14 protein-coding genes, 1 tRNA gene and 1 pseudogene are annotated in these 21,515 nt (G+C 72.0%); 8 read left to right on the top strand and 8 right to left on the bottom strand.

Translation table 11 applies throughout. From position 1 onward, the window contains the following. Positions 1-48 precede the first annotated feature (48 nt). From gltB to pyk, 3 genes are all read left to right on the top strand, one after another. Complete coding sequence (gene gltB, locus SERN_RS10675; RefSeq protein ID WP_135850112.1) at positions 49-4,632, top strand: glutamate synthase large subunit; 4,584 nt, start codon at positions 49-51, stop codon at positions 4,630-4,632. After that, entirely contained in the window at positions 4,625-6,085 is a 1,461-nt protein-coding gene (locus SERN_RS10680; protein WP_135850113.1) for a glutamate synthase subunit beta, read from the top strand. The genes gltB and SERN_RS10680 overlap by 8 nt, the downstream gene beginning before the upstream one ends. Positions 6,086-6,177: 92 nt before the next feature. After that, positions 6,178-7,614, top strand: coding sequence for a pyruvate kinase (gene pyk, locus SERN_RS10685; protein WP_135850114.1), 1,437 nt, complete (start codon positions 6,178-6,180; stop codon positions 7,612-7,614). A gap of 76 nt (positions 7,615-7,690) precedes the next feature. Here the strand turns inward: pyk and SERN_RS10690 are convergent, their stop codons facing one another. Beyond that, positions 7,691-8,146, bottom strand: coding sequence for a hypothetical protein (locus SERN_RS10690; protein ID WP_199241617.1), 456 nt, complete (start codon positions 8,144-8,146; stop codon positions 7,691-7,693). Positions 8,147-8,393: 247 nt separating this feature from the next. On the opposite strand from SERN_RS10690, the gene SERN_RS10695 reads away from it, so the two are divergent. Next, positions 8,394-9,668 (top strand): BaiN/RdsA family NAD(P)/FAD-dependent oxidoreductase, encoded by a 1,275-nt coding sequence (locus SERN_RS10695; protein ID WP_233251619.1) that lies wholly within the window; start codon positions 8,394-8,396, stop codon positions 9,666-9,668. 66 nt (positions 9,669-9,734) lie between these two features. On the opposite strand, the gene SERN_RS10700 is transcribed toward SERN_RS10695, so the two are convergent. After that, positions 9,735-9,808, bottom strand: a tRNA-Leu gene (locus tag SERN_RS10700). A gap of 104 nt (positions 9,809-9,912) precedes the next feature. On the opposite strand from SERN_RS10700, the gene SERN_RS10705 reads away from it, so the two are divergent. After that, positions 9,913-10,497 (top strand): ANTAR domain-containing response regulator, encoded by a 585-nt coding sequence (locus tag SERN_RS10705; protein ID WP_233251677.1) that lies wholly within the window; start codon positions 9,913-9,915, stop codon positions 10,495-10,497. Between the two features lie 172 nt (positions 10,498-10,669). Then, on the top strand, positions 10,670-11,968 hold the full coding sequence (locus SERN_RS10710) for an ABC transporter substrate-binding protein (protein ID WP_135850117.1): 1,299 nt from the start codon (positions 10,670-10,672) through the stop codon (positions 11,966-11,968). A 437-nt stretch (positions 11,969-12,405) separates the two neighbouring features. Here SERN_RS10710 and SERN_RS10715 read toward each other — a convergent pair whose 3' ends face one another. Genes SERN_RS10715 through SERN_RS10730 form a run of 4 tightly spaced genes read right to left on the bottom strand, consistent with a single transcriptional unit; the run spans position 12,406 to position 16,603 of the window. Then, positions 12,406-13,209 (bottom strand): ABC transporter ATP-binding protein, encoded by an 804-nt coding sequence (locus tag SERN_RS10715; protein ID WP_135850118.1) that lies wholly within the window; start codon positions 13,207-13,209, stop codon positions 12,406-12,408. Beyond that, positions 13,206-14,156: an ABC transporter ATP-binding protein gene (locus tag SERN_RS10720; RefSeq protein WP_135850119.1), complete on the bottom strand. Its 951-nt coding sequence runs from the start codon at positions 14,154-14,156 to the stop codon at positions 13,206-13,208. Before SERN_RS10720 ends, SERN_RS10715 begins: the two co-directional genes overlap by 4 nt. Then, a complete protein-coding gene (locus tag SERN_RS10725; protein WP_135850120.1) occupies positions 14,149-15,132 on the bottom strand; it encodes a branched-chain amino acid ABC transporter permease in 984 nt (327 codons plus the stop codon). The genes SERN_RS10720 and SERN_RS10725 overlap by 8 nt, the downstream gene beginning before the upstream one ends. Before the next feature lie 10 nt (positions 15,133-15,142). Continuing rightward, entirely contained in the window at positions 15,143-16,603 is a 1,461-nt protein-coding gene (locus SERN_RS10730) for a branched-chain amino acid ABC transporter permease (protein WP_233251620.1), read from the bottom strand. Between the two features lie 290 nt (positions 16,604-16,893). Here SERN_RS10730 and SERN_RS15830 point away from each other — a divergent pair. Continuing rightward, a pseudogene (locus tag SERN_RS15830) lies at positions 16,894-17,241 on the top strand (GNAT family N-acetyltransferase); the annotation flags it as partial. A 164-nt stretch (positions 17,242-17,405) separates the two neighbouring features. Here SERN_RS15830 and SERN_RS10740 read toward each other — a convergent pair. After that, positions 17,406-17,897: a PaaI family thioesterase gene (locus SERN_RS10740; protein ID WP_135850122.1), complete on the bottom strand. Its 492-nt coding sequence runs from the start codon at positions 17,895-17,897 to the stop codon at positions 17,406-17,408. A gap of 18 nt (positions 17,898-17,915) precedes the next feature. Between SERN_RS10740 and polA the strand changes: the two genes are divergently transcribed. Beyond that, entirely contained in the window at positions 17,916-20,645 is a 2,730-nt protein-coding gene (polA, locus tag SERN_RS10745) for a DNA polymerase I (RefSeq protein ID WP_408640867.1), read from the top strand. A 30-nt stretch (positions 20,646-20,675) separates the two neighbouring features. Here polA and SERN_RS10750 read toward each other — a convergent pair whose 3' ends face one another. Then, a complete protein-coding gene (locus tag SERN_RS10750) occupies positions 20,676-21,509 on the bottom strand; it encodes a class I SAM-dependent methyltransferase (RefSeq protein ID WP_135850123.1) in 834 nt (277 codons plus the stop codon). Between the last annotated feature and the right edge of the window lie 6 nt (positions 21,510-21,515).

Genomic DNA, 21,515 nt, shown 5'->3' on the forward strand with positions numbered 1-21,515 from the left:
AGGCGTTGAGCTCCTGCCGAGGTGGCAGGAAGTAAGGACGGTCGCCGCATGGTGAGAACGCAGTGGGCGCACGAGTCCGGCCAGGCCCTCACGGCCCCCGGCGAGACTGGGCTGTACCACCCCGCAGACGAGCACGACGCCTGCGGCGTGGCCTTCGTCGCCACCATGCGTGGCACGCCGGGACGCGACATCGTCGACGCCGGTCTGACGGCCCTGCTCAACCTTGACCACCGCGGCGCGGTCGGCGCCGAGGTGAACACCGGCGACGGCGCCGGCATCCTCACGCAGGTGCCCGACGCGTTCCTGCGCGACGTCATCGACGCCGAGCTCCCGCCCGTGGGCAGCTACGCCATCGGCATGGCGTTCCTCCCGCAGGACGCCGACGAGGCGACCGCGGCCCAGCAGGCGATCGCCGCCGTCGTGGCCGACGAGGGTCTCGACCTCCTCGCGTGGCGCGACGTCCCCGTCGTCGTCGACCTCGTGGGCCCGTCGGCGCGCGCCAGCATGCCCACGTTCCGCCAGCTGGTCGTGGCGGGTCGGGACGACGACGGCGCGCCGCTGGCCGGCATCGACCTCGAGCGCCGCGCCTACCGCGTCCGCAAGCGCATCGAGCGCCAGCTCGAGATCTACCTCGCCTCGCTCTCCACGCGCACGGTGGTCTACAAGGGCATGCTGACGACGGCGCAGCTCGAGCCGTTCTTCCCCGACCTGTCCGACCCGCGCTACGCGAGCGAGCTCGCGCTCGTGCACTCGCGGTTCTCCACCAACACGTTCCCGTCCTGGCCGCTGGCGCAGCCGTTCCGCTCCATCGCGCACAACGGCGAGATCAACACGGTCAAGGGCAACCGCAACTGGATGGCGGCCCGCGAGGGCATGCTGCGCAGCGACGTGCTCGGCGACCTCGCCCCGCTCCTGCCGGTGGTCACCCCGGGCGCGAGCGACAGCCAGACGTTCGACGAGGTCGTGGAGCTCCTCCACCTCGGCGGCCGGTCGCTGCCGCACGCCGTCCTGATGATGATCCCGGAGGCGTGGGAGAACCACGCGACCATGGATCCCGCCCTCAAGGCGTTCTACGAGTACCACTCCACGCTCATGGAGCCGTGGGACGGGCCGGCCTGCCTGACGTTCACGGACGGCACCCTCATCGGCGCCGTCCTGGACCGCAACGGCCTGCGCCCCGGGCGCTACTGGGTCACGCAGGACGGTCTGGTCGTGCTCGCGTCCGAGGCCGGCGTGCTCGACATCGACCCCGCCACCGTCGTGAGCAAGGGCCGGCTCGAGCCCGGCAAGATGTTCCTGGTCGACACGGGTGCCGGCCGCATCGTGGCCAACCACGAGGTCAAGGCCGCGCTGTCGGCCGAGCGTCCGTACGCGCAGTGGCTCGAGGAGCACGCCGTCTCGCTGGACCAGCTGCCCGACCGCGAGCACGTGCGCCACACCGCCGCCTCGGTGCTGCGCCGTCAGCGCACGTTCGGCTACACCGAGGAGGAGCTGCGCATCCTCCTGACCCCGATGGCGACCAACGCGGCCGAGCCGCTGGGCGCGATGGGGACGGACACGCCGATCGCCGTCCTGTCCGGGCGTCCGCGGATGCTGTTCGACTACTTCACGCAGATGTTCGCGCAGGTGACCAACCCGCCGCTGGACGCCATCCGCGAGGAGCTCGTCACGTCGCTCGGCGGCGCGATCGGTCCCGAGCCGAACCTGCTGCAGGACACGCCGCTGCACGCGCGCAAGCTCGTGCTGCCGTTCCCGGTGCTCGACAACGACCAGCTCGCCAAGATCGTCAAGGTCGACCGCGACCCCGACATGATCGGCAAGTTCCGCTCCGTCGTCGTGCGCGGCACCTACCGCGTCGCGGGCGGCGAGGACGCGCTGCGTGAGCGGCTGACCGAGATCTGCGCCCAGGTCGACCGCGCCGTCGCGAACGGTGCGAGCTTCCTGGTGCTGTCCGACCGCAACTCCGACCAGGAGCACGCACCGATCCCGTCGCTGCTCCTGCTCTCGGCCGTCCACCACCACACGCTGCGCAAGCACACCCGCACGCAGATCTCGCTCGTGGTCGAGGCGGGTGACGTGCGCGAGGTGCACCACGTCGCGCTCCTGATCGGCTACGGCGCGGCCGCGGTCAACCCCTACCTCGCGATGGAGTCGGTCGAGGAGCTCGCGCGCTCCGGCTACGTCTCGGTCTCGCCCGAGAAGGCTGTCGCCAACCTCATCAAGGGCCTCGGCAAGGGCGTCCTGAAGGTCATGAGCAAGATGGGGATCTCCACGATCTCCTCCTACCGCGGTGCCCAGGTGTTCGAGGCCGTCGGCCTGAGCCACGAGCTCGTCGACGCCTACTTCACGGGCACCACGTCGCGCCTCAGCGGCATCGGGCTCGACGTGGTCGCCGCCGAGGTCGCCGCGCGGCACGCCGTCGCCTACCCGCCGTCGGGCAACCAGGTGGCCCACCAGCACCTCGACGTCGGCGGCGAGTACCAGTGGCGCCGCGGCGGTGAGGAGCACCTGTTCGACCCCGAGACGGTCTTCCGGCTCCAGCACGCCACGCGCGAGCGTCGCTACGACATCTTCCGCAAGTACACCGACCGGGTGAACGACGCCTCCACGCGGCTGATGACGCTGCGCGGTCTCCTGCGCCTGTCCTCCGACCGCCCGAGCATCCCGATCGACGAGGTCGAGCCGATCGAGTCGATCGTCACGCGCTTCAACACGGGCGCGATGTCCTACGGGTCCATCTCGCAGGAGACGCACGAGACGCTCGCGATCGCGATGAACCGCCTCGGCGGGCGCTCCAACACGGGAGAGGGCGGCGAGCAGACCGACCGCCTGCACGACCCCGAGCGCCGCAGCAAGGTCAAGCAGATCGCGTCCGGCCGCTTCGGCGTGACGGCGGAGTACCTGACCAACGCGGACGACCTGCAGATCAAGCTCGCGCAGGGCGCCAAGCCCGGCGAGGGCGGCCAGCTGCCCGGCAACAAGGTCTACCCGTGGGTCGCCAGCACGCGGCACTCCACGCCCGGCGTCGGGCTGATCTCGCCGCCGCCGCACCACGACATCTACTCGATCGAGGATCTCGCGCAGCTGATCCACGACCTGAAGAACGCCAACCCGGCGGCCCGCGTGCACGTCAAGCTCGTCAGCGAGTTCGGCGTGGGCACGGTCGCGGCCGGCGTCTCCAAGGCGCACGCCGACGTCGTGCTCATCTCGGGGCACGACGGCGGGACGGGCGCCAGCCCGCTCACCTCCCTCAAGCACGCCGGCACCCCCTGGGAGATCGGCCTCGCCGAGACCCAGCAGACGCTCGTGCTGAACAACCTGCGCGACCGGATCACGGTGCAGGTCGACGGTCAGCTCAAGACCGGTCGCGACGTCGTCATCGCCGCCCTCATGGGCGCCGAGGAGTACGGCTTCGCCACGGCGCCGATGGTCGTCTCCGGCTGCATCATGATGCGCGTGTGCCACCTGGACACGTGCCCGGTCGGCGTCGCCACGCAGAACCCCGAGCTGCGCGCCCGGTTCACCGGCAAGCCGGAGTTCGTCGTGACGTTCTTCGAGTACATCGCGCAGGAGGTCCGCGAGCTGCTCGCCGAGCTCGGCTTCCGCACGCTGGACGAGGCCGTCGGCCAGGTCCAGGTGCTCGACGCGCGTGACGCCGTCGACCACTGGAAGGCGCGCGGCCTCGACCTCGGGCCCGTCCTGGCGCGGCCGGAGCCGGTCCCCGGCTCGTCGCTCGTGCGCACGCAGGCCCAGGACCACGGGCTCGACCGCGCGCTGGACAACCAGCTCGTGGCGCTGAGCGCCGACGCGCTGGAGAACGGCGAGCCCGTGCGGATCTCGCTGCCCGTCCGGAACGTCAACCGCACCGTGGGCACGATGCTCGGGCACGAGGTCGCCAAGCGGTACGGCGACGGCGGCCTGGCCACCGACACGATCGACGTCACCCTGACCGGGTCGGCCGGGCAGTCGCTCGGCGCGTTCCTTCCCGGCGGCATCACGCTGCGCCTGCTGGGCGACGCCAACGACTACGTCGGCAAGGGCCTGTCGGGCGGACGGATCATCGTGCGCCCCGACCGCGCCGCGAGCTTCGACCCCGCCTCGCACGTCATCGCCGGCAACGTCGTGGGCTACGGCGCCACGTCGGGCGAGGTGTTCCTGTGCGGACTCGCGGGCGAGCGCTTCGGCGTCCGCAACTCCGGCGCCACGCTGGTGGTGGAGGGCACGGGTGACCACGCCCTGGAGTACATGACCGGGGGAGTGGTCGTGGTCCTCGGCCGCATGGGCCGCAACGTCGGTGCCGGCATGTCCGGCGGCACCGCGTACGTGCTGGACCTCGACGAGCGACAGGTGAACGCCGCCGCCGTCGAGGCCGGCGACCTGCTGCTGTCCCCCCTGTCCGACACCGACCGTGACCGCGTGGCGTCGCTCCTGCGCCGCCACCAGGAGGAGACGGACTCGCCGCTCGCGACGAACCTGCTCACCGACCTGAACGGCACGCTCGACCGCTTCACCAGGATCCTGCCCGCCCACTACGCCCGGATGACCCAGGTCCTGGCGGACGCGGCGGAGCGTGGCCTGGACCCGGCCGCCCCCGGCGCCTGGGACGAGATCTTGGAGGCAGCTCATGGCTGACCCGCGCGGATTCCTGTCCACCAGGGAGCGCGAGCTCCCCACGTCGCGCCCCGTGCCGCTGCGCCTGTCGGACTGGAAGGAGGTGCACGAGCACCGCGTCGGCGACAGCCCGTACCTCAAGCGCCAGGCCGGACGCTGCATGGACTGCGGTGTGCCGTTCTGCCACCAGGGCTGCCCGCTGGGCAACCTCATCCCGGAGTGGAACGACCTGGTCTGGCGCGAGCAGTGGGACGACGCGATCGACCGGCTGCACGCGACCAACAACTTCCCGGAGTTCACCGGTCGGATCTGCCCTGCGCCCTGCGAGAGCAGCTGCGTGCTCGGCATCAACCAGCCGCCCGTGACGATCAAGAACGTCGAGGTCTCCATCATCGACGAGGCGTGGGAGCGCGGCTACGTCGTCCCCGCCGTGCCCGAGCGCCTCACGGACTCGACCGTCGCCGTCGTCGGCTCCGGCCCCGCCGGTCTCGCCGCGGCCCAGCAGCTCACCCGGGCCGGCCACACCGTGGTCGTGTTCGAGAAGGACGACGCCATCGGCGGTCTCCTGCGCTACGGCGTGCCCGACTTCAAGCTCGAGAAGTTCCACATCGACCGCAGGGTCGCGCAGATGGAGGCCGAGGGGACGCGGTTCCGCACCGGCGTCAGCATCGGCGAGGACATGACGTGGGACGACCTGCGGGCGCGGTTCGACGCCGTCGTCGTCGCGGTCGGCGCGACCGAGCCCCGCGGGCTCCGCGTGCAGGGTGAGGACCTCGACGGCGTCGAGTGGGCCATGACCTACCTCGCCCAGGCGAACGCGGTCGTGGGGGGCGCCGAGGTGCCCGACCAGATCACGGCCGAGGGCAAGCACGTCATCATCATCGGCGGTGGCGACACCGGCTCCGACTGCCTCGGCACCGCGCTGCGCCAGGGTGCGGCCTCGGTCACGACCCTGGCGATCGGCTACCAGCCCCCGGTCGAGCGGCCCACCGACCAGCCGTGGCCGACCACGCCCCGGGTCATGGAGATCTCGACGTCGCACGAGGAGGGCGGCGAGCGCGCGTTCCTCGCCTCGACCGTGCAGCTCCTCGGTGAGGGTCACGTCCAGGCGCTGCGCGTCGCGGAGACCGAGTACCTCCCCGACGGGCGTCGCGCCCCGAAGGCCGGCACCGAGCGCGAGGTACCGGCCGACCTGGTCCTCATCGCCATGGGCTTCACCGGCCCCGACGCCGCCAGCGCCGCCGCCCAGATCGGCGTCGCGGTCTCGCCGCGCGGTCCGTTCGAGCGCGGCGAGGACTACGCCACGGCCGTCCCCGGCGTGTACGTCGCCGGCGACGCCGGTCGCGGCCAGTCCCTCATCGTCTGGGCGATCGCCGAGGGGCGCGCGTGCGCCGCCGCCGTCGACGCCTACCTCACGGGGTCGACCGAGCTGCCGTCGCCGGTGCGCCCGTCCGACCAGGGCTTCGCGGCCTGAACGCCGCCGCCCACCACCAGATCGTCCACCCCGCCGACCTGTCCGGGACCTCCGGCTGTCGGCTCGCCCCTCGACCGAACTAGGCTGACCACATGCGTAGAGCAAAGATCGTCTGCACCATGGGCCCCGCGACGGCCTCCCCCGAGAAGATCCAGGAGCTGGTCGACGCCGGCATGGATGTCGCCCGTATCAACCGCAGCCACGGCGATGCCTCCGAGCACGAGGAGATCATCGCGAGCGTGCGCGCCGCCGCCGAGAAGGCCGGCCGCGCCGTCGCGATCCTGGTGGACCTCCAGGGCCCGAAGATCCGCCTGGAGCGCTTCGTCGACGGCAAGCACGACCTCGCCGTCGGTGACGTCTTCACCATCACCACGCGCGACGTGCCCGGCACCAAGGAGCTCGTGGGCACGACCTACAAGGGTCTGCCCGGCGACTGCACCGTCGGCGACCGCCTGCTGATCGACGACGGCAAGGTGACCGTCCGCGTCACCGAGGTCACCGACACCGACGTCGTCACCGTCGTCGAGGTCCCCGGCCCCGTCTCCAACAACAAGGGCATCAACCTGCCCGGCGTCGCCGTCTCCGTCCCCGCCATGAGCGACAAGGACGAGGAGGACCTGCGCTGGGCGCTGCGCCTCAAGGCCGACTTCATCGCGCTGTCCTTCGTGCGCAGCGCCAAGGACTACGACGACGTCGCCGTCATCATGGCGGAGGAGGGCATCAAGGTCCCGGTCATCGCGAAGATCGAGAAGCCGCAGGCGGTCGACAACCTCGCCGAGATCATCGACGCGTTCGACGGCATCATGGTCGCCCGCGGCGACCTCGGCGTCGAGCTCCCCCTCGAGCGGGTCCCGCTCGTGCAGAAGGAGGCCGTCGCCCTCGCGCGTCGCAACGCGAAGCCGGTCATCGTGGCCACCCAGGTGCTCGAGTCCATGATCAGCTCGCCGCGTCCGACGCGCGCCGAGACCTCCGACTGCGCCAACGCGGTGCTCGACGGCGCCGACGCGGTCATGCTGTCCGGCGAGACCTCCGTGGGCCAGTTCCCGATCGACTGCGTGCGCACGATGGCTCGCATCATCGAGGCGACCGAGGAGCACGGCCTCGAGCGCATCGCGGCCTTCACCTCCACGCCGCACACGCGCGGCGGTGTCATCACGGCGGCCGCCAACCAGATCGGCAAGACGCTCGACGCCAAGTACCTGGTGACGTTCACGCAGTCGGGCGACTCGGCCCGCCGCATGTCGCGCCTGCGCTCCGAGCTCCCGCTGATCGCGTTCACGCCCGACGAGCGCACGCGCCGTCAGCTGGCGCTGAGCTGGGGCGTGACGACCATCGTGACGCCGACCGTCCCGCACACGGACGCCATGGTCGCCGCCGTCGACGCCTCGCTCCAGGAGCGCGGCTACGTCGCCCCCGGCGACCGCGTCGTCGTCGTCTCGGGTGCGCCCGTCGGCCGCGCCGGCACCACCAACCTGGTGCAGGTCCACACGATCGGTGACGACTCCGACCGTCACGCGCCGACGGCCTGACGCCTCGGACGCATCGCCGGCACGACCGGCACGACGCACGGCCGGCTCCCTCCGGGGAGCCGGCCGTGCGTCGTTCTCAGGCGGGGGTGCGTGCGCTCCGGTCGGCGGCGGCGGCGGCGGCGTCGTCGGGCCCGGGGAGACGGTGACCGGGGAGTCCCGCGAGGTCGCCGGGGGCGGCGGCACGCGAGGCCGTCAGGAACGAGCGCATCGCGCCGAGCCACGTCCCGGCGGGCGTCAGGCCCACGGCACGCAACGACGCGGCGTGGTCCAGCACGAGCACCGTCGCGGCCCCCGCGGCGGCGAGCGTCCACACGCCGCGCAGGAGGGAGCGCACGGGCGCAGGGACCGGGGCGAGCGCGAGGTGCATCCGGTCGATCTGGCGCTGGACGTGGTTGACCTCGTCCAGCGCCACCCGTCGACCGATGCCGCGGACGACGGCGTCCGGGGCGTACCGCGCGAGCGTCTCGACGTACCCCGTGGCGACGGTCTCGGCCACGAGGAACAGGGCGGCGGGCCGCTGCTCCTCATGCACCAGGAGCTCGAGCGCACGGACGTGGCTCGCATCGCCGGCCGCGCGCGCCTCGGCCGGGAGGTGGGCGCCGTCGGTCGAGGTGACTGCTCGGCAGTTGTCGTGGGCACGATGCGAGGAGCGCCGTGCGGGGGTTCCTGGTGGCCGCGTGGCGCGACCCGTGACGGTCCTCGCCGGGGTGTGGAGGTGTCGTGCCGGAGCGGGTGGACTAGGTTCGAGCGATGCCCCTCCTCGACGCCCGCGTCGCTCCGTGACGACGGCGAGCGTCGTCGGGGGCGGACCCGCCGGGCTCACGGCGGCCGAGGTGCTGGCGGCCGCCGGCGTCGACGTGACGGTCCACGAGCGCAAGCCCTCCACGCTGCGCAAGCTCCTCATCGCCGGCCACGGCGGGCTCAACATCACGCACAGCGAGGACCGCGCGCCCTTCATCGAGCGGTACGGCTCGTCCGCGGCGCGTCTCTCGCCCGCGCTGGACGCGTTCTCGCCCGACGATCTGCGCGACTGGTGCGAGGCCCTGGGGGAGCCGACCTTCGTCGGGTCCAGCAGGCGGGTCTTTCCCGAGACGTTCCGCGCGAACTCGCTCGTGCGGGCGTGGCGGTCGCGGTTGGCCGAGCAGGGTGTCGTGGTCGCGTCGCGGGAGCGCTGGGTCGCGTGGGGCGAGAGCGAACCGGATGCCGCGCGGTCGGGCGGGGTGACGCCGTCGATCCTGATCGAGGAGTCGGACGGGGCGGTGCGGCGGGTGGCGCCCGACGTCGTCGTGCTGGCGCTCGGGGGAGGCTCCTGGCCGCGGCTCGGTTCCGACGGCTCCTGGACGCCGCTGCTCGCCGAGCGCGGAGTCGTCGTGTCACCGCTCCGGGCCGCGAACGTGGGTCTGCGCGCGTCGTGGTCGACGACGTTCGCGGAGCGCTTCGCCGGCGTCCCGCTCAAGCACGTCGCGCTGCGCGTGCGCACGGGGGACCGGTCGGGCGTCGACGCCGTCGGCACCGTCTCGCGGGGCGACGCCATGCTCACGACCTCCGGGATCGAGGGCGGGCCGGTCTACGCCGTCGGTGCCGCCGTCCGCGACGTGCTGGACGCCGACGGGACCTGCGTGCTCGAGGTCGACCTGCGCCCGGACCTGACGCGGGCCGACCTCGCGGACCGGTTGCGCCGTCGTCGTCCCAAGGACTCCGCATCCTCCTGGCTGCGCCGCTCCCTCGGGCTCGACCCCGTCTCGATCGGTCTGCTGCGCGAGGCGGGCGGCGGCGCGCTGCCGCCGGACGCTGACGGGGTCGCGGCCCTGGTCAAGGGCGTTCCGGTCACGGTGACGGGCACGATGCCGCTCGAGCGTGCCATCTCGACCGCCGGGGGCATCGCGTGGTCCGAGGTCGACGACGGCCTCATGCTCCGGAGGCTGCCCGGCGTCTTCGCGGCGGGGGAGATGCTCGACTGGGAGGCGCCGACGGGTGGGTACCTGCTGCAGGCGTCCTTCAGCACGGGGGTGCTGGCGGCGCGGGGAGCACTCGCGTGGCTGGCTTCCGGGTGAGGTTTCTCACGGAGCGCTCGGTCGCGGGCGACGGCGACGTCGCCGCAGGTCAGCCAGGGTGCGGGGTGCCCCGGGAGGGATTCGAACCCTCACTGTGCCGGGTTTGAGCCGACTGCCTCTGCCAGTTGGGCTACCGGGGCGTGCGGGGGACTAGGCTACCCGGGTGAGCACCGAGAACGAGAATTCGCCCGTGGACGAGACCGCCGGCACCGACGAGGCCGTCGGGTCCGCCTCCGGCAACGGCATCGGCAAGGGGCGCCGCGTCGTCGTCGCCGAGGACGAGGCCCTGATCCGCATGGACGTGGTGGAGACGCTCGTCGAGGCCGGCTTCGACGTCGTCGGTGAGGCGGGCGACGGTGAGACCGCCGTCCAGCTCGCGACCGAGCTCAAGCCCGACCTGGTGGTCATGGACGTGAAGATGCCCGTGCTCGACGGGATCTCGGCCGCCGAGCGCATCGGCCGCGACCGCATCGCGCCGGTCGTGCTGCTCACCGCCTTCTCGCAGACCGAGCTCGTGGAGCGGGCGCGCGACGCCGGCGCCATGGCCTACGTCGTCAAGCCGTTCACGCAGGCGGACCTGCTCCCCGCGATCGAGATCGCGCTGCACCGCCACGCCGAGATCGTCGCCCTCGAGAGCGAGGTCGCCGACCTGGCCGACCGCTTCGAGACGCGCAAGCGCGTCGACCGCGCCAAGGGTCTGCTGATGACGCGCATGGGGCTGACCGAGCCCGAGGCCTTCCGCTGGATCCAGAAGACCTCGATGGACCGTCGCCTCACGATGCGCGAGGTCGCCGACGCCGTCATCGACCAGGTCGGGGACGACGAGTAGCGTTCCGGCGCATCCGCGACGGAGCTTCCACAAGGGTGTGGAAGCGTTACCGCATCGTTGTCAACCGTGATGGCAGCGTGACTGCTACGTCACACGCCGGACACACAACTGCGGTGTGCTTCCCCTACGACCGTGCCGCCACCGGGCGGCTGGCCATGACAAGGAGAACCACATGAACCGATCCATCGCGCGCGTCGCGGCGGTCGCGGGCGCGGTCGCGCTCGTACTGGCTGCGTGCAGCAGCGGCGAGTCCGGCGAGGGCTCGTCCGAGTCCACCTCCGGCGGCGAGACCGGCTCCAGCGAGGCCAGCGGGGACCCGCTGAAGATCGGGACGCTGCTTCCGGTGACCGGTTCGCTCGCCCAGCTCGGCCCGCCCGAGATCGCCGGCGTCGACCTCGCGGTCCAGGAGATCAACGAGGCGGGCGGCGTGTTCGGCGCCGACGTCGAGGTCTCCCACACCGACTCCTCCGACACCGAGAACGCGGCCGTGGCGACGGAGTCCTCCCAGGGCCTCATCTCCGAGGGCGTGCACGCCATCATCGGTGCGGCCTCCTCGGGCGTGACGTTCAACGTCGTCGACGACATCACGGGTGCGAACATCGTTCAGATCTCGCCGGCCAACACGGCCACCGACCTGTCGGGCTACAGCGACTTCTACTTCCGCACCGCGCCGCCGGACACCGTCCAGGGTGACGCGCTCGCGAACCTCATGATCGCCGACGGCGCCGCCAACGTCGCCACCGTCGTGTTCAACGACCCCTACGGCACGTCGCTGCGCGACGTCGTCGAGGGTGTCGTGACCGACGCCGGCGGCACGCTCGTCTACGGTGCCGAGGGCCAGGAGTTCGACCCGAACGAGACGAACTTCTCCTCGATCGTGTCCGACACCATCGCCTCCGGTCCTGACGCGATCGCCATCATCGCGTTCACGACCCAGACGCCGCTGATCGTGCGTGAGCTCGCCGCCCAGGGGTGGGACATGAGCCGCGTGTACTTCGTGGACGGCAACCTGCAGAACTTCGGCACCGAGGGCGACGTCGGCTTCCCCGAGGGCACGCTCGAGGGCGCCAAGGGCACCCTCCCGGGCGCGTTCCCGTCCGACGAGTTCCAGGGCCGCATGCTCGAGGTCAACCCCGACCTCAAGGACTTCTCCTACGGCGCCGAGTCCTACGACGCCACGATGCTCGCGGCCCTCGCCGCGCTCAAGGGTGGCGAGGCCTCCGGCCAGGCCATCCAGGAGAACATGGCGGCCGTCTCGGGCGCCGACGGCGGCACCGAGTGCACCGGCTGGGAGGAGTGCTCCACGCTCGTCGCTGACGGCGAGGACATCATCTACCAGGCCGTCTCCGGCGTCGGTCCGTTCAACGACGCCAACGACCCGTCCTCCGCGTTCATCGGCATCTACGAGTTCGGTGCGAACAACGAGTACGCGTTCGTCGAGTCGGTCCAGGGCGAGGTTCCCACGTCCTGATCGTGCACGACCTCCGCTGAGCGCTGCTCGGCGACGCGACGGGCCCCGGTGCACTGCACCGGGGCCCGTCGTCGTGCTGCCCGGGTGGCGCCCCGCGGGCGCCCGAGGGGCGCCCGCGGGGCGCCCCTCGGGCGGCTGCGGGGCCGAGAACGGTGGGTGCGGCTCGAGGGGCGCCCACGGGCCGCACCGGCCGTTCTCACCGAGGGTGCCCCTGGCCGAGAACGGTGGGTGCGGCTCGGGGGGCGCCCACGGGCCGCACCGGGCGTTCTCACCAGGGAGACGGGGTGCCCGGGGGCCGACCGAGAAAACGGTGTGTGCGGCTCGGGACAGGCGCTCCGAGGCGCACAGGCCGCTTCCAGGGGGACGACGACGGCGCCCGCCACCTCGAGGAGGTGGCGGGCGCCGTCGTCGTGCGGGCCGGGCGGGTGGTGCCCCGCTCAGCCCTCGTTCTCGGTCGCGCGAGCGGCGTCGACGTCCGTGGCCAGCGTGCCGAGGTACAGCTCGATGACCTTGGGGTCGTTCATCAGCTCGCGGCCGGGGCCCGAGTAGGCGTTGCGGCCCTGGTCGAGCACATAGGCGCGGTCGCAGATCTGGAGCGCACGACGAGCGTTCTGCTCGACGATGATGACCGAGACACCGGTCTTGTTGATGCGTCGGGTGCGCAGGAACGCCTCGTCCTGGCGCACGGGGGACAGGCCGGCCGACGGCTCGTCCAGCAGCAGCACCGACGGTTCGGGCATGAGCGCCCTGGCCATCGCGACCATCTGCCGCTCACCGCCCGACAGGGCGCCCGCACGCTGCCGGCGGCGCTTGCCCAGCTCCGGGAACAGGTCCATGACGACCCCGACGCGCTCGGCGAACTTGGCGGGCGTCTGGTAGACGCCCATCTGCAGGTTCTCCTCGATCGTCAGGCTCGGGAAGACGTTGTTCGTCTGCGGGACGAAGCCCACACCGCGCTTCACGAGCGTGTCGGCGCGCAGGTTGGTGATCGACTGCCCCTCGAGGGTGAGCGTGCCCGAGCGGATGTTCACCAGCCCGAACAGCGCCTTGAGCAGAGTCGACTTCCCGGCACCGTTCGGGCCGATGATGCCGACCAGCTCACCCGGGTGCAGCACGAGCGAGCAGCCCTGCAGGATGTTGACGCCGGGCAGGTAGCCGGCCTCGAGGTTGTCCGCGTGCAGCAGCGGCTCGCCCGTGGGCGCGCCACGGTGCACCTGGGCGTCGTCGATCGTCTGGCTCACTTGGCCTCCTCCTCAGCCTCGAGCTCGGCCATCGCCTCGGCGGAGATGACGCTCTCCTCCTCCAGCAGCGAGTCGTCGCCCAGGTCGGTGTCGTGGTGCGAGCCCAGGTAGGCGTCGATCACGGCCTGGTCGTCCATGACCTCCTTGGGCGGTCCCTCGGCGACGACCTTGCCCTCCGCCATCACGACGACCCAGTCCGAGATGTGCCGGACCATGTGCATGTCGTGCTCGACGAACAGCACGCTCGTGCCGCTGTCGCGCAGGGCGGTGATGTGGCCCAGCAGGGACTGGGTCAGCGCCGGGTTCACGCCGGCCATCGGCTCGTCGAGCATGACGAGCGTCGGGTCGGACATCAGGGCGCGGGCCATCTCGAGCAGCTTGCGCTGACCGCCCGAGAGCGAACCGGCGAAGTCGCTCTCCTTGGTGTCGAGCTTGAAGCGGGCCAGGAGGTCGCGGGCCTTCTCCGTGACCTCCTTCTCCTGCTTGCGCCACAGCGGGCGCAGCAGCGCGGCACCCATGCCCTCGCCGACCTGGTCGCGCGCCCCGAGACGCATGTTCTCCAGCACCGTCATGCGCGAGAGCGCCTTGGTGAGCTGGAACGTGCGGACCATGCCGGACTTGGACACGCGGGAGGCGGGGACGCCCGCGAGCGACTTTCCATCGAACGTCCAGGAGCCGGCGTCGGGCCGGTCGAAACCGGTCATGAGGTTGAAGAACGTCGTCTTGCCGGCACCGTTCGGGCCGATCAGGGCGGTGATGACGTTGCTCTGGACCTCGAGGTGCTCGACGTCGACGGCGTTGACGCCGCCGAACGTGCGGCGCACGCCGTCGGCCACCAGGAGGGGGGTCGGCTTCGCGACCCCGGGGGTGTGGGCGACACCGCGCAGCGCATCGCGCGCGGCGACGACGTCGGGGTTCACCGCGTCCGTCACGATCGGCTCAGCCATTGATCGCCAGCTCCTTCTTGTCTCCGAGTATCCCCTGTGGTCGGAACACGATCAGCAGGACCAGCGTGATGCCGACGAGCACGAAGCCGAGCGGCTCGATCTCCGTGGAGGACAGGACGTCCGGCGGGATCAGGCCGCGCATCAGGCCGCGGACCAGGACGAGCGCCGCCCAGAACAGGATCGACCCGAGCACCGGGCCGAAGACCGTGGCGGCCCCGCCGAGCAGCAGGATCGTCCAGGTGTTGAACGTGACCGGGCGTCCGAGCGAGTCCGGCTGCACCGAGCTCGCCAAGGAGATCACGATGCCTCCGACGGCACCGAACACACCGCCCAGCACCAGTGACTGCAGCTTGAACGTGTAGACGTTCTTGCCGAGCGCGCGCACGGCGTCCTCGTCCTCGCGGATGCCCTTGAGCACGCGGCCCCAGGGGCTGCGCAGGAGGAGGAACACGATGAGGCAGGCGAGGGCCACCAGGCCCCAGCCGACGATGCGCAGCCACCACGAGTTGGAGGCGTTCATCTGGAGCGAGATCGGGCCGATGGCGACCAGGCCGTCCGCGAACGGCGACGCGCCCTCGAAGGAGTACTTGAACTGGTTGCCGAGCAGACCCTGCGAGCCACCCGTGAGGTCGTTCAGACCCACGGACCGGCCGATGAATCGGATGATCTCGGCGGCCGCGATCGTCACGATCGCCAGGTAGTCGCCGCGGAGCTTCAGCGTCGGCAGACCGAGGATGAGGGCGAACACGACGGCGCACCCGATGGCTATCAGGAACGCGACCACCAGGGGCAGGCCGGCGATCGTCGAGATCGCGAACCCGTAGGCCCCGAGCAGCATGAATCCCGCCTGGCCCATGTTGATGAGGCCCGTCAGACCGAAGTGGATGTTGAGGCCGATGGCCGCGAGGGCGTAGGCGATGGCGGTGGGGCCGGTGGCCTCACGCAGGACGTCAGTGAGCAGAGATGCGAAGTCCATGGGGATGCACCTATCCGATCCGCTGGGCTCGGCCGAGGATGCCCTGCGGTCTCACGAGCAGGACGACGATGAGAATGACCAGCGCGCTCGCGTAGCGCAGGTCGTTGGGGAGCACGAGGGTCGAGAGCTCGACGACGAGGCCGATCACCAGGGCCCCGAGCAGGCCGCCGAGAGGGGAGCCGAGACCGCCGAGCGTGATCGCGGCGAACATCAGCAGGAGCAGCACCGATCCGAAGTTGAACCGGGTCGAGCCGAGGTACAGGCCCATCAGCACGCCACCGAGCGAGGCGAGCCCCGCGGAGGAGACCCACACGCCCCGGATGATCGAGGCGACCTTGATGCCCGACGCCGCCGCCAGGGGCGGGTTGTCCGACACCGCGCGGGTCGCGCGCCCGATCCGGGTGCGCTGCAGGACGAGGGCGACGGCGGCCAGCACGACGCCGGCGATCACCACCGAGAGGATCGTCTGCTGCGAGAGCGACACGGGTCCGAGATCGATGCGCTCCGAGATGCTGGAGACGATCGGCAGCGGGCTCGCGCCGTAGAGCACGAGGTAGAGGTTGATCATCGACAGGGCGAGACCGATGGTCACGATGAGCTGTTGCGTGACGCCCACGCCGCGGCGCCGCAGCGGCGCGAAGATCCCGGCGTCGAGCAGCCAACCCGCGACCATGCCGCCCGCGGTGGCGATGATGATCGCCGACCACAGCGGCAGTCCCCACGTGCGCACGGCGGTGAACGCGATCAGGCCGCCGAGGGTGACGAGGTCACCGTGGGCGAAGTTGCTCAGGCCCGTCGTGCCGTAGATGAGGTTCGCGCCGACCGAGGCGAGAGCGAGCAGGAGGCCGAACACGAGGCCCGAGACGACGAGCTGCAGGATCCGGTTGTTGCCGGAGCCCTCTGCCGCGGCGCTCTCACCGGAGGCCCCGCCCTCGGAGGCCGCCCCGGCCTCGGGCGCGGCGGGCGACTCCGGGGAGTCCCCGGAACCGGCGCCGTCCGACGAGCTCGCCGACGCGCTGGGGGCGGGGGCCGCCGCGGGGTCGCCGAGAGCGAACAGCGCACCGGGGCGTCGCCCGAGGTCCGCCTGGACGGTCTTGGGGTTGGCGGCAGGGTCCCGCAGGGACTCACCGGCCGGGAGGGTCGTCTCGTCGAGCGTGACCGTGTACTCACCGGCCTCGGTGACGGCGACGCTCCACTGTCCGGCGTCGTTCGTCACCCCCTGGAAGGTGCCGGCGGGTCCCTCGACGTCGAAGGTCACGCCGACGGCGGGCTCCCCGGCCGAGGTGCGCAGCGTCCCCTGGATGCAGGCCGTGGCCGCATCGGGAGAGCAGGCGGCCGGGGCCGCCCCCGCGGGGACGGCCACCAGGCCGACCACGGCGGTGAGCAGCAGGCCCAGCAGCAGGCCGGGGAGGAGTCCGAGGCCGCGTCGCCGGTGACGGCGGGACGCGGCTCGGTGGGCTGTTTCGAGCACGAGCAGCTCCAAGTCGTGGGGCAGATGATCGAGTGCCGGTCGTTCGACTGGTGAACGTTCGGCTTCCAGAACCTAGGACGGCTGTGTGTCCACGGGGTTCTCGAATGTGTCGGTCGTGTAAACGGAGAGGTGGCGACAGGTTGCCACACTCGGCGTAATGTTCCACCCCGGAGCTCGAGCAGCAAGGGAGTGGATCGGTGGGTCGTGAAATCGTCTCGGTGACCCCGGCGCGTCCGGAGGATCTGCCGATGCTGGCCGTCGTCCTCGAGGAGGCCGGTTCGGAGCACCCCATGGGTGCACCGCTCGGCGTTCCGGCGCCCGGTGTTCTTCTCGAGCGGTTGCGCGCGTTCATGGACAACCACCCCGGCCGTGTCGCCGTCGCGGAGGTCTCGGGGGCCCAGGTCGGCGCCGCCATCTCGCTCGTCCAGCGGCCCGGGCTGTTCTCCGAGACGCCGTGGCTCCAGATCGAGATCCTCTACGTCCGCCCCGAGTGGCGCCGTCGCGGCGTCGGCCGGGCCCTGCTGGCCGACCAGGCCGTGTTCGCCGCCGCCTCGGGCACCGACACCATCGTGACGCTCCCGGTCTCCGGCTCTCGCAGCGAGCAGCGCTTCCTCTCGCGCCTGGGGTTCTCGGCCGTCGGGTCGCGCCGCGCGTGCGAGACCGCGACCCTGCAGCGCCGTCTCGGTCAGGACTCGCCCCGCACGGGGCTGGAGTCGCTGATCGCGCGCCGTCGCGCCATGAACGCCGTCGCGACCCCGCCCCGCGGCCTGGACCTGGCGGGCGCCAGCGCCCAGCACGTGCCTCAGGAGGGCGAGACCGAGCTCTTCCCGGTCGCCCCCGCGGTGGTCGAACCGCTCGCGCCGTCGAGCAGGAGGCAGGTCAGGCGGGCCGAGCTGATGCGCCGGTCGGCCTCGTCCGTCACCTCCACGAGGTAGGTCGCGCTCGAGCGACCCAGGTGGACGGCGGTCGCCGTCGCGCGCACCGTGCCGGCCCGCGCCGAGCGGTGGTGCGTGATCGACAGCTCCAGCCCGACGGCGGCCCTGCCCGGTCCGGCGTGCGCCTGTGCGGCGATGGACCCCACGGTCTCGGCGAGCGCCGCCGTCGCCCCGCCGTGCAGCAGGCCGTACGGCTGGGTGTTGCCCTCGACCGGCATGGTCGCCGAGCAGGTGCGGGCGCCGACGCCGTCGCCGTCGATCACGATGCCGAGCCGCTCGATGAGCGTGCCGGCGGTCTCGGGCAGCGGGAACGGGGCGGGACGGGGGGAGACGCCGTCGGATCCTTGGATGTCGGACATGCCACCTAGGCTGGCACCGTGAGCGACCACGACGACCTCGACGCACCGGCCACCACCTCGATCGACCTGATCGACGAGGCGAAGCTGCTCCTGATCGACGGGCACTCGATGGCCTACCGGGCGTTCTTCGCCCTGCCGGTCGAGAACTTCGCGACCACCGACGGCCAGCCCACGAACGCGGTGTACGGCTTCACCTCGATGCTGATCAACCTGATCCGCGACGAGAAGCCGACGCACGTCTTCGTCGCCTGGGACCGCTCGGGCCCCACGTTCCGCACCGAGCAGTACGCCGCGTACAAGGGCACGCGCTCCGCCTCGCCCGAGGAGTTCCGCGGCCAGGTGCCGCTCATCCACGAGGTGCTCGGTGCGTTGAACATCCCGCACCTGGGGATCGACGGCATCGAGGCCGACGACATCCTTGCGACGATCACCGACCACGCCGAGCGGCGCGGCGCCGAGGTGCTCGTCTGCTCGGGCGACCGCGACACGTTCCAGCTCGTCTCCGACCAGGTCACGGTCCTCTACCCGCGCAAGGGCGTCTCCGACCTCGCTCGGATGACGCCGGCCGCCGTCTCGGAGAAGTACGGCGTCCCGCCGCAGCGCTACCCCGATCTCGCCGCACTCGTGGGGGAGACGAGCGACAACCTGCCCGGTGTGCCCGGGGTGGGGCCGAAGACGGCCGCGAAGTGGATCACCACCTACGACGGGCTCGACAACGTCGTGGCGTCGGCCGACGCGATCACGGGCAAGGCGGGCGAGAGCCTGCGCACCCACCTCGCCCAGGTGATCATGAACCGCCAGATCAACGGCCTGCTCCGCGACGTCGAGACGGCGCTCACGCTCGACGACCTGGCCCGCGTGCCGATCGACCGCGAGGCAGTGCACCAGGTGTTCGACGCGCTGCAGTTCCGCGTCCTGCGCGACCGCCTGCTCCAGATGCTCCCCGAGGACGAGGCGGCCGCCGAGGACGTCGAGGACCTCGCCCTCACGGTGACCGACCTCGCGCCCGGTGCCCTGGGCGGCTGGCTCGCCGAGCGCGCCGGTCAGGAGCTGGGTCTCGACGTCGCGGGCAAGGCCGTGCAGGGCGGCGGTGACGCGTGGGCCGTCGCCATCGCGGACGACGGCGGCACCTCGGTCGCGATCGACCTCGCCACCGTGGAGAACGCCGACCTCGACGCCCTGGGCGCCTGGTTGGCGGACCCGGCCGCGGCGATCGCGGTGCACGACGCGAAGGCGACGTCGCACGCGCTCTCGGGCCGCGGGCTCACGCTGGCGGGCGTCACGCTCGACACGCTGCTCGCGGCCTACCTGTGCCATCCCGATCAGCGCACGTACGACCTCGGCGACCTCGCCGTGCGCTACCTGCAGCGCGAGCTGCCCAGCGGCGTGGACGCCGCGGCCGACGGCATGCTCGACATCGGGCTCGACGGCGATCCCTTCGGCGGCCGCGCCGCCGCGGCTCGCGCCGTGGCGGTGCACGAGCTGGCCGAACCGCTCCGCACCGACCTCGCCTCGCGCGGGGCGACCGCCCTCATGGGTCAGGTCGAGCTGCCCGTCCTGGCGACCCTGGTCGGCATGGAGCGCGCCGGCATCGCGGCCGACGTGCCGTACTTCTCCGGTCTCGAGAGCGAGTTCGACGCCGCTGTCGAGCGCGCCGCGCTCGGCGCGTACGAGGCGATCGGGCACGAGGTGAACCTCGGGTCTCCCAAGCAGCTCCAGGAGGTCCTGTTCGTCGAGCTCGACATGCCGAAGACGCGCAAGACGAAGACCGGCTGGACCACCGACGCCGATGCGCTGGCCGACCTGTTCGCCCGCACGGAGCACCCGTTCCTGGGCAACCTCCTCGCGCACCGCGAGGCGATCCGACTGCGCCAGACGGTCGAGGGTCTGCTGAAGTCGGTCGCGCCCGACGGCCGGATCCACACGACGTTCCAGCAGACCGTCGCCGCGACCGGCCGGCTGTCCTCCACGGATCCGAACCTCCAGAACATCCCGATCCGCACCGCCGAGGGCTACCGCATCCGCGAGGGGTTCGTCGTCGGCGAGGGCTACGAGGGTCTGCTGACCGCCGACTACTCGCAGATCGAGATGCGCATCATGGCGCACCTGTCCTCGGACGAGGGCCTCATCGACGCGTTCCAGTCCGGCGAGGACCTGCACCGCTACGTCGGGTCGCGCGTCTTCCGCGTCGAGCCGGCCGAGGTCACGTCGGCCATGCGCGCCAAGATCAAGGCGATGTCCTACGGCCTCGCGTACGGGCTGTCGGCGTTCGGGCTGTCCAAGCAGCTCAGCATCAGCGCGGGTGAGGCCAAAGGCCTCATGGACGACTACTTCGAGCGGTTCGGCGGTGTGCGCGACTACCTCACCGGCGTCGTGGACGAGGCGCGGGGCGAGGGCTGGACCTCGACCATCCTCGGCCGCCGTCGCTATCTGCCCGACCTCACGAGCGACAACCGGCAGCGGCGCGAGATGGCCGAGCGCATGGCGCTGAACGCCCCCATCCAGGGTTCGGCCGCCGACATCGTCAAGGTCGCCATGATCGGCGTCACGAGCGAGCTCGAGCGCCGCGACCTCGGATCGAGGCTGCTGCTGCAGGTGCACGACGAGCTCGTGCTCGAGGTCGCCCCGGGGGAGCGCGAGGAGGTCACCGAGCTCGTGCGCGAGCAGATGGCCGCCGCCGCGGACCTCGAGGTGCCGCTCGACGTCAGCGTCGGCTTCGGCCGCTCCTGGCGCGACGCCGGGCACTGACCGGCCGCCCCCGCTCGCCCGCGCTTGCGCTCAACCCTCGCGCTCGGTCACGAGCAGCAGGGTGCCCGGCAGGTGCCGGGCGCGCAGCTCGCTCCACCCGCCCCAGGTCTCCCGGCCCGGCTGCCACGTCGGCTCGACGAGGCGCGTGATCCGCAGCCCCGCCGCCGTCACGTCCGCGACGTGCTGGGCGAGCGTCCGGTGGTACTCGGCGTAGACGACGCCGCCGTCGGCGTCGAGCTCGCGGTAGGGGTCGGCGTCGAAGTAGGACCGGGTCGCGGTCAGCCCACCGGGTCCGGGGTCGTCGGGGAAGGCCCACCGCACCGGGTGCGTGGTGGAGAACGCCCACCGCCCGCCCGGACGCAGCACCCTGGCGATCTCGCGGTGCAGCGCCGCGGCGTCGGCCACGAACGGGACGACGCCGTAGGAGGTGAACACGACGTCGAACGACCCCGCCGCGAACGGCAGCGCGAGCGCGTCCGCCTGCACGAGCGGCACGGCGACGCCGGTGCGTCGGTTCGCCTCGAGACCCGCCCGAAGCATGGCGTGCGACAGGTCCGTCGCGACCACGTCGACACCCTCGCGGTGCAGCCAGCGCGCACACGGCGCGCTGCCGGCGCCCACCTCCAGCACCCGCGCGCCGGTGAGATCGCCGAGCGCGCCGGCGTCGGCCTCGGTCAGGCCCTCCGGACCCCACGTGAAGGACACGTCGCCGAGGGCTCCGGCGTGCTCGGCGAGGTAGTCGGCGGCCTCGGCGTCCCACCAGCGTCGCGCCGTCGCGCTGCCGTCGTGGTGCGCGGGCCCGTAGCCCGCCTCCGCGAGCGAGGGCAGGGGCGGCTCGCCGGTCGGCCACCTGTCGTTCGTCATCCGGTC

This window comes from Serinibacter arcticus, assembly GCF_004786095.1.
GTDB lineage: Bacteria > Actinomycetota > Actinomycetes > Actinomycetales > Beutenbergiaceae > Litorihabitans > Litorihabitans arcticus.

Coding starts and splice junctions, on each gene's coding strand:
- gltB (WP_135850112.1), top strand. CDS start 49: ATGGTGAGAACGCAGTGGGCGCACGAGTCCGGCCAGGCCCTCACGGCC.
- SERN_RS10740 (WP_135850122.1), bottom strand. CDS start 17,897: ATGTCCGACATCCAAGGATCCGACGGCGTCTCCCCCCGTCCCGCCCCG.
- SERN_RS10725 (WP_135850120.1), bottom strand. CDS start 15,132: ATGGACTTCGCATCTCTGCTCACTGACGTCCTGCGTGAGGCCACCGGC.
- pyk (WP_135850114.1), top strand. CDS start 6,178: ATGCGTAGAGCAAAGATCGTCTGCACCATGGGCCCCGCGACGGCCTCC.
- SERN_RS10720 (WP_135850119.1), bottom strand. CDS start 14,156: ATGGCTGAGCCGATCGTGACGGACGCGGTGAACCCCGACGTCGTCGCC.
- SERN_RS10750 (WP_135850123.1), bottom strand. CDS start 21,509: ATGACGAACGACAGGTGGCCGACCGGCGAGCCGCCCCTGCCCTCGCTC.
- SERN_RS10680 (WP_135850113.1), top strand. CDS start 4,625: ATGGCTGACCCGCGCGGATTCCTGTCCACCAGGGAGCGCGAGCTCCCC.
- SERN_RS10710 (WP_135850117.1), top strand. CDS start 10,670: ATGAACCGATCCATCGCGCGCGTCGCGGCGGTCGCGGGCGCGGTCGCG.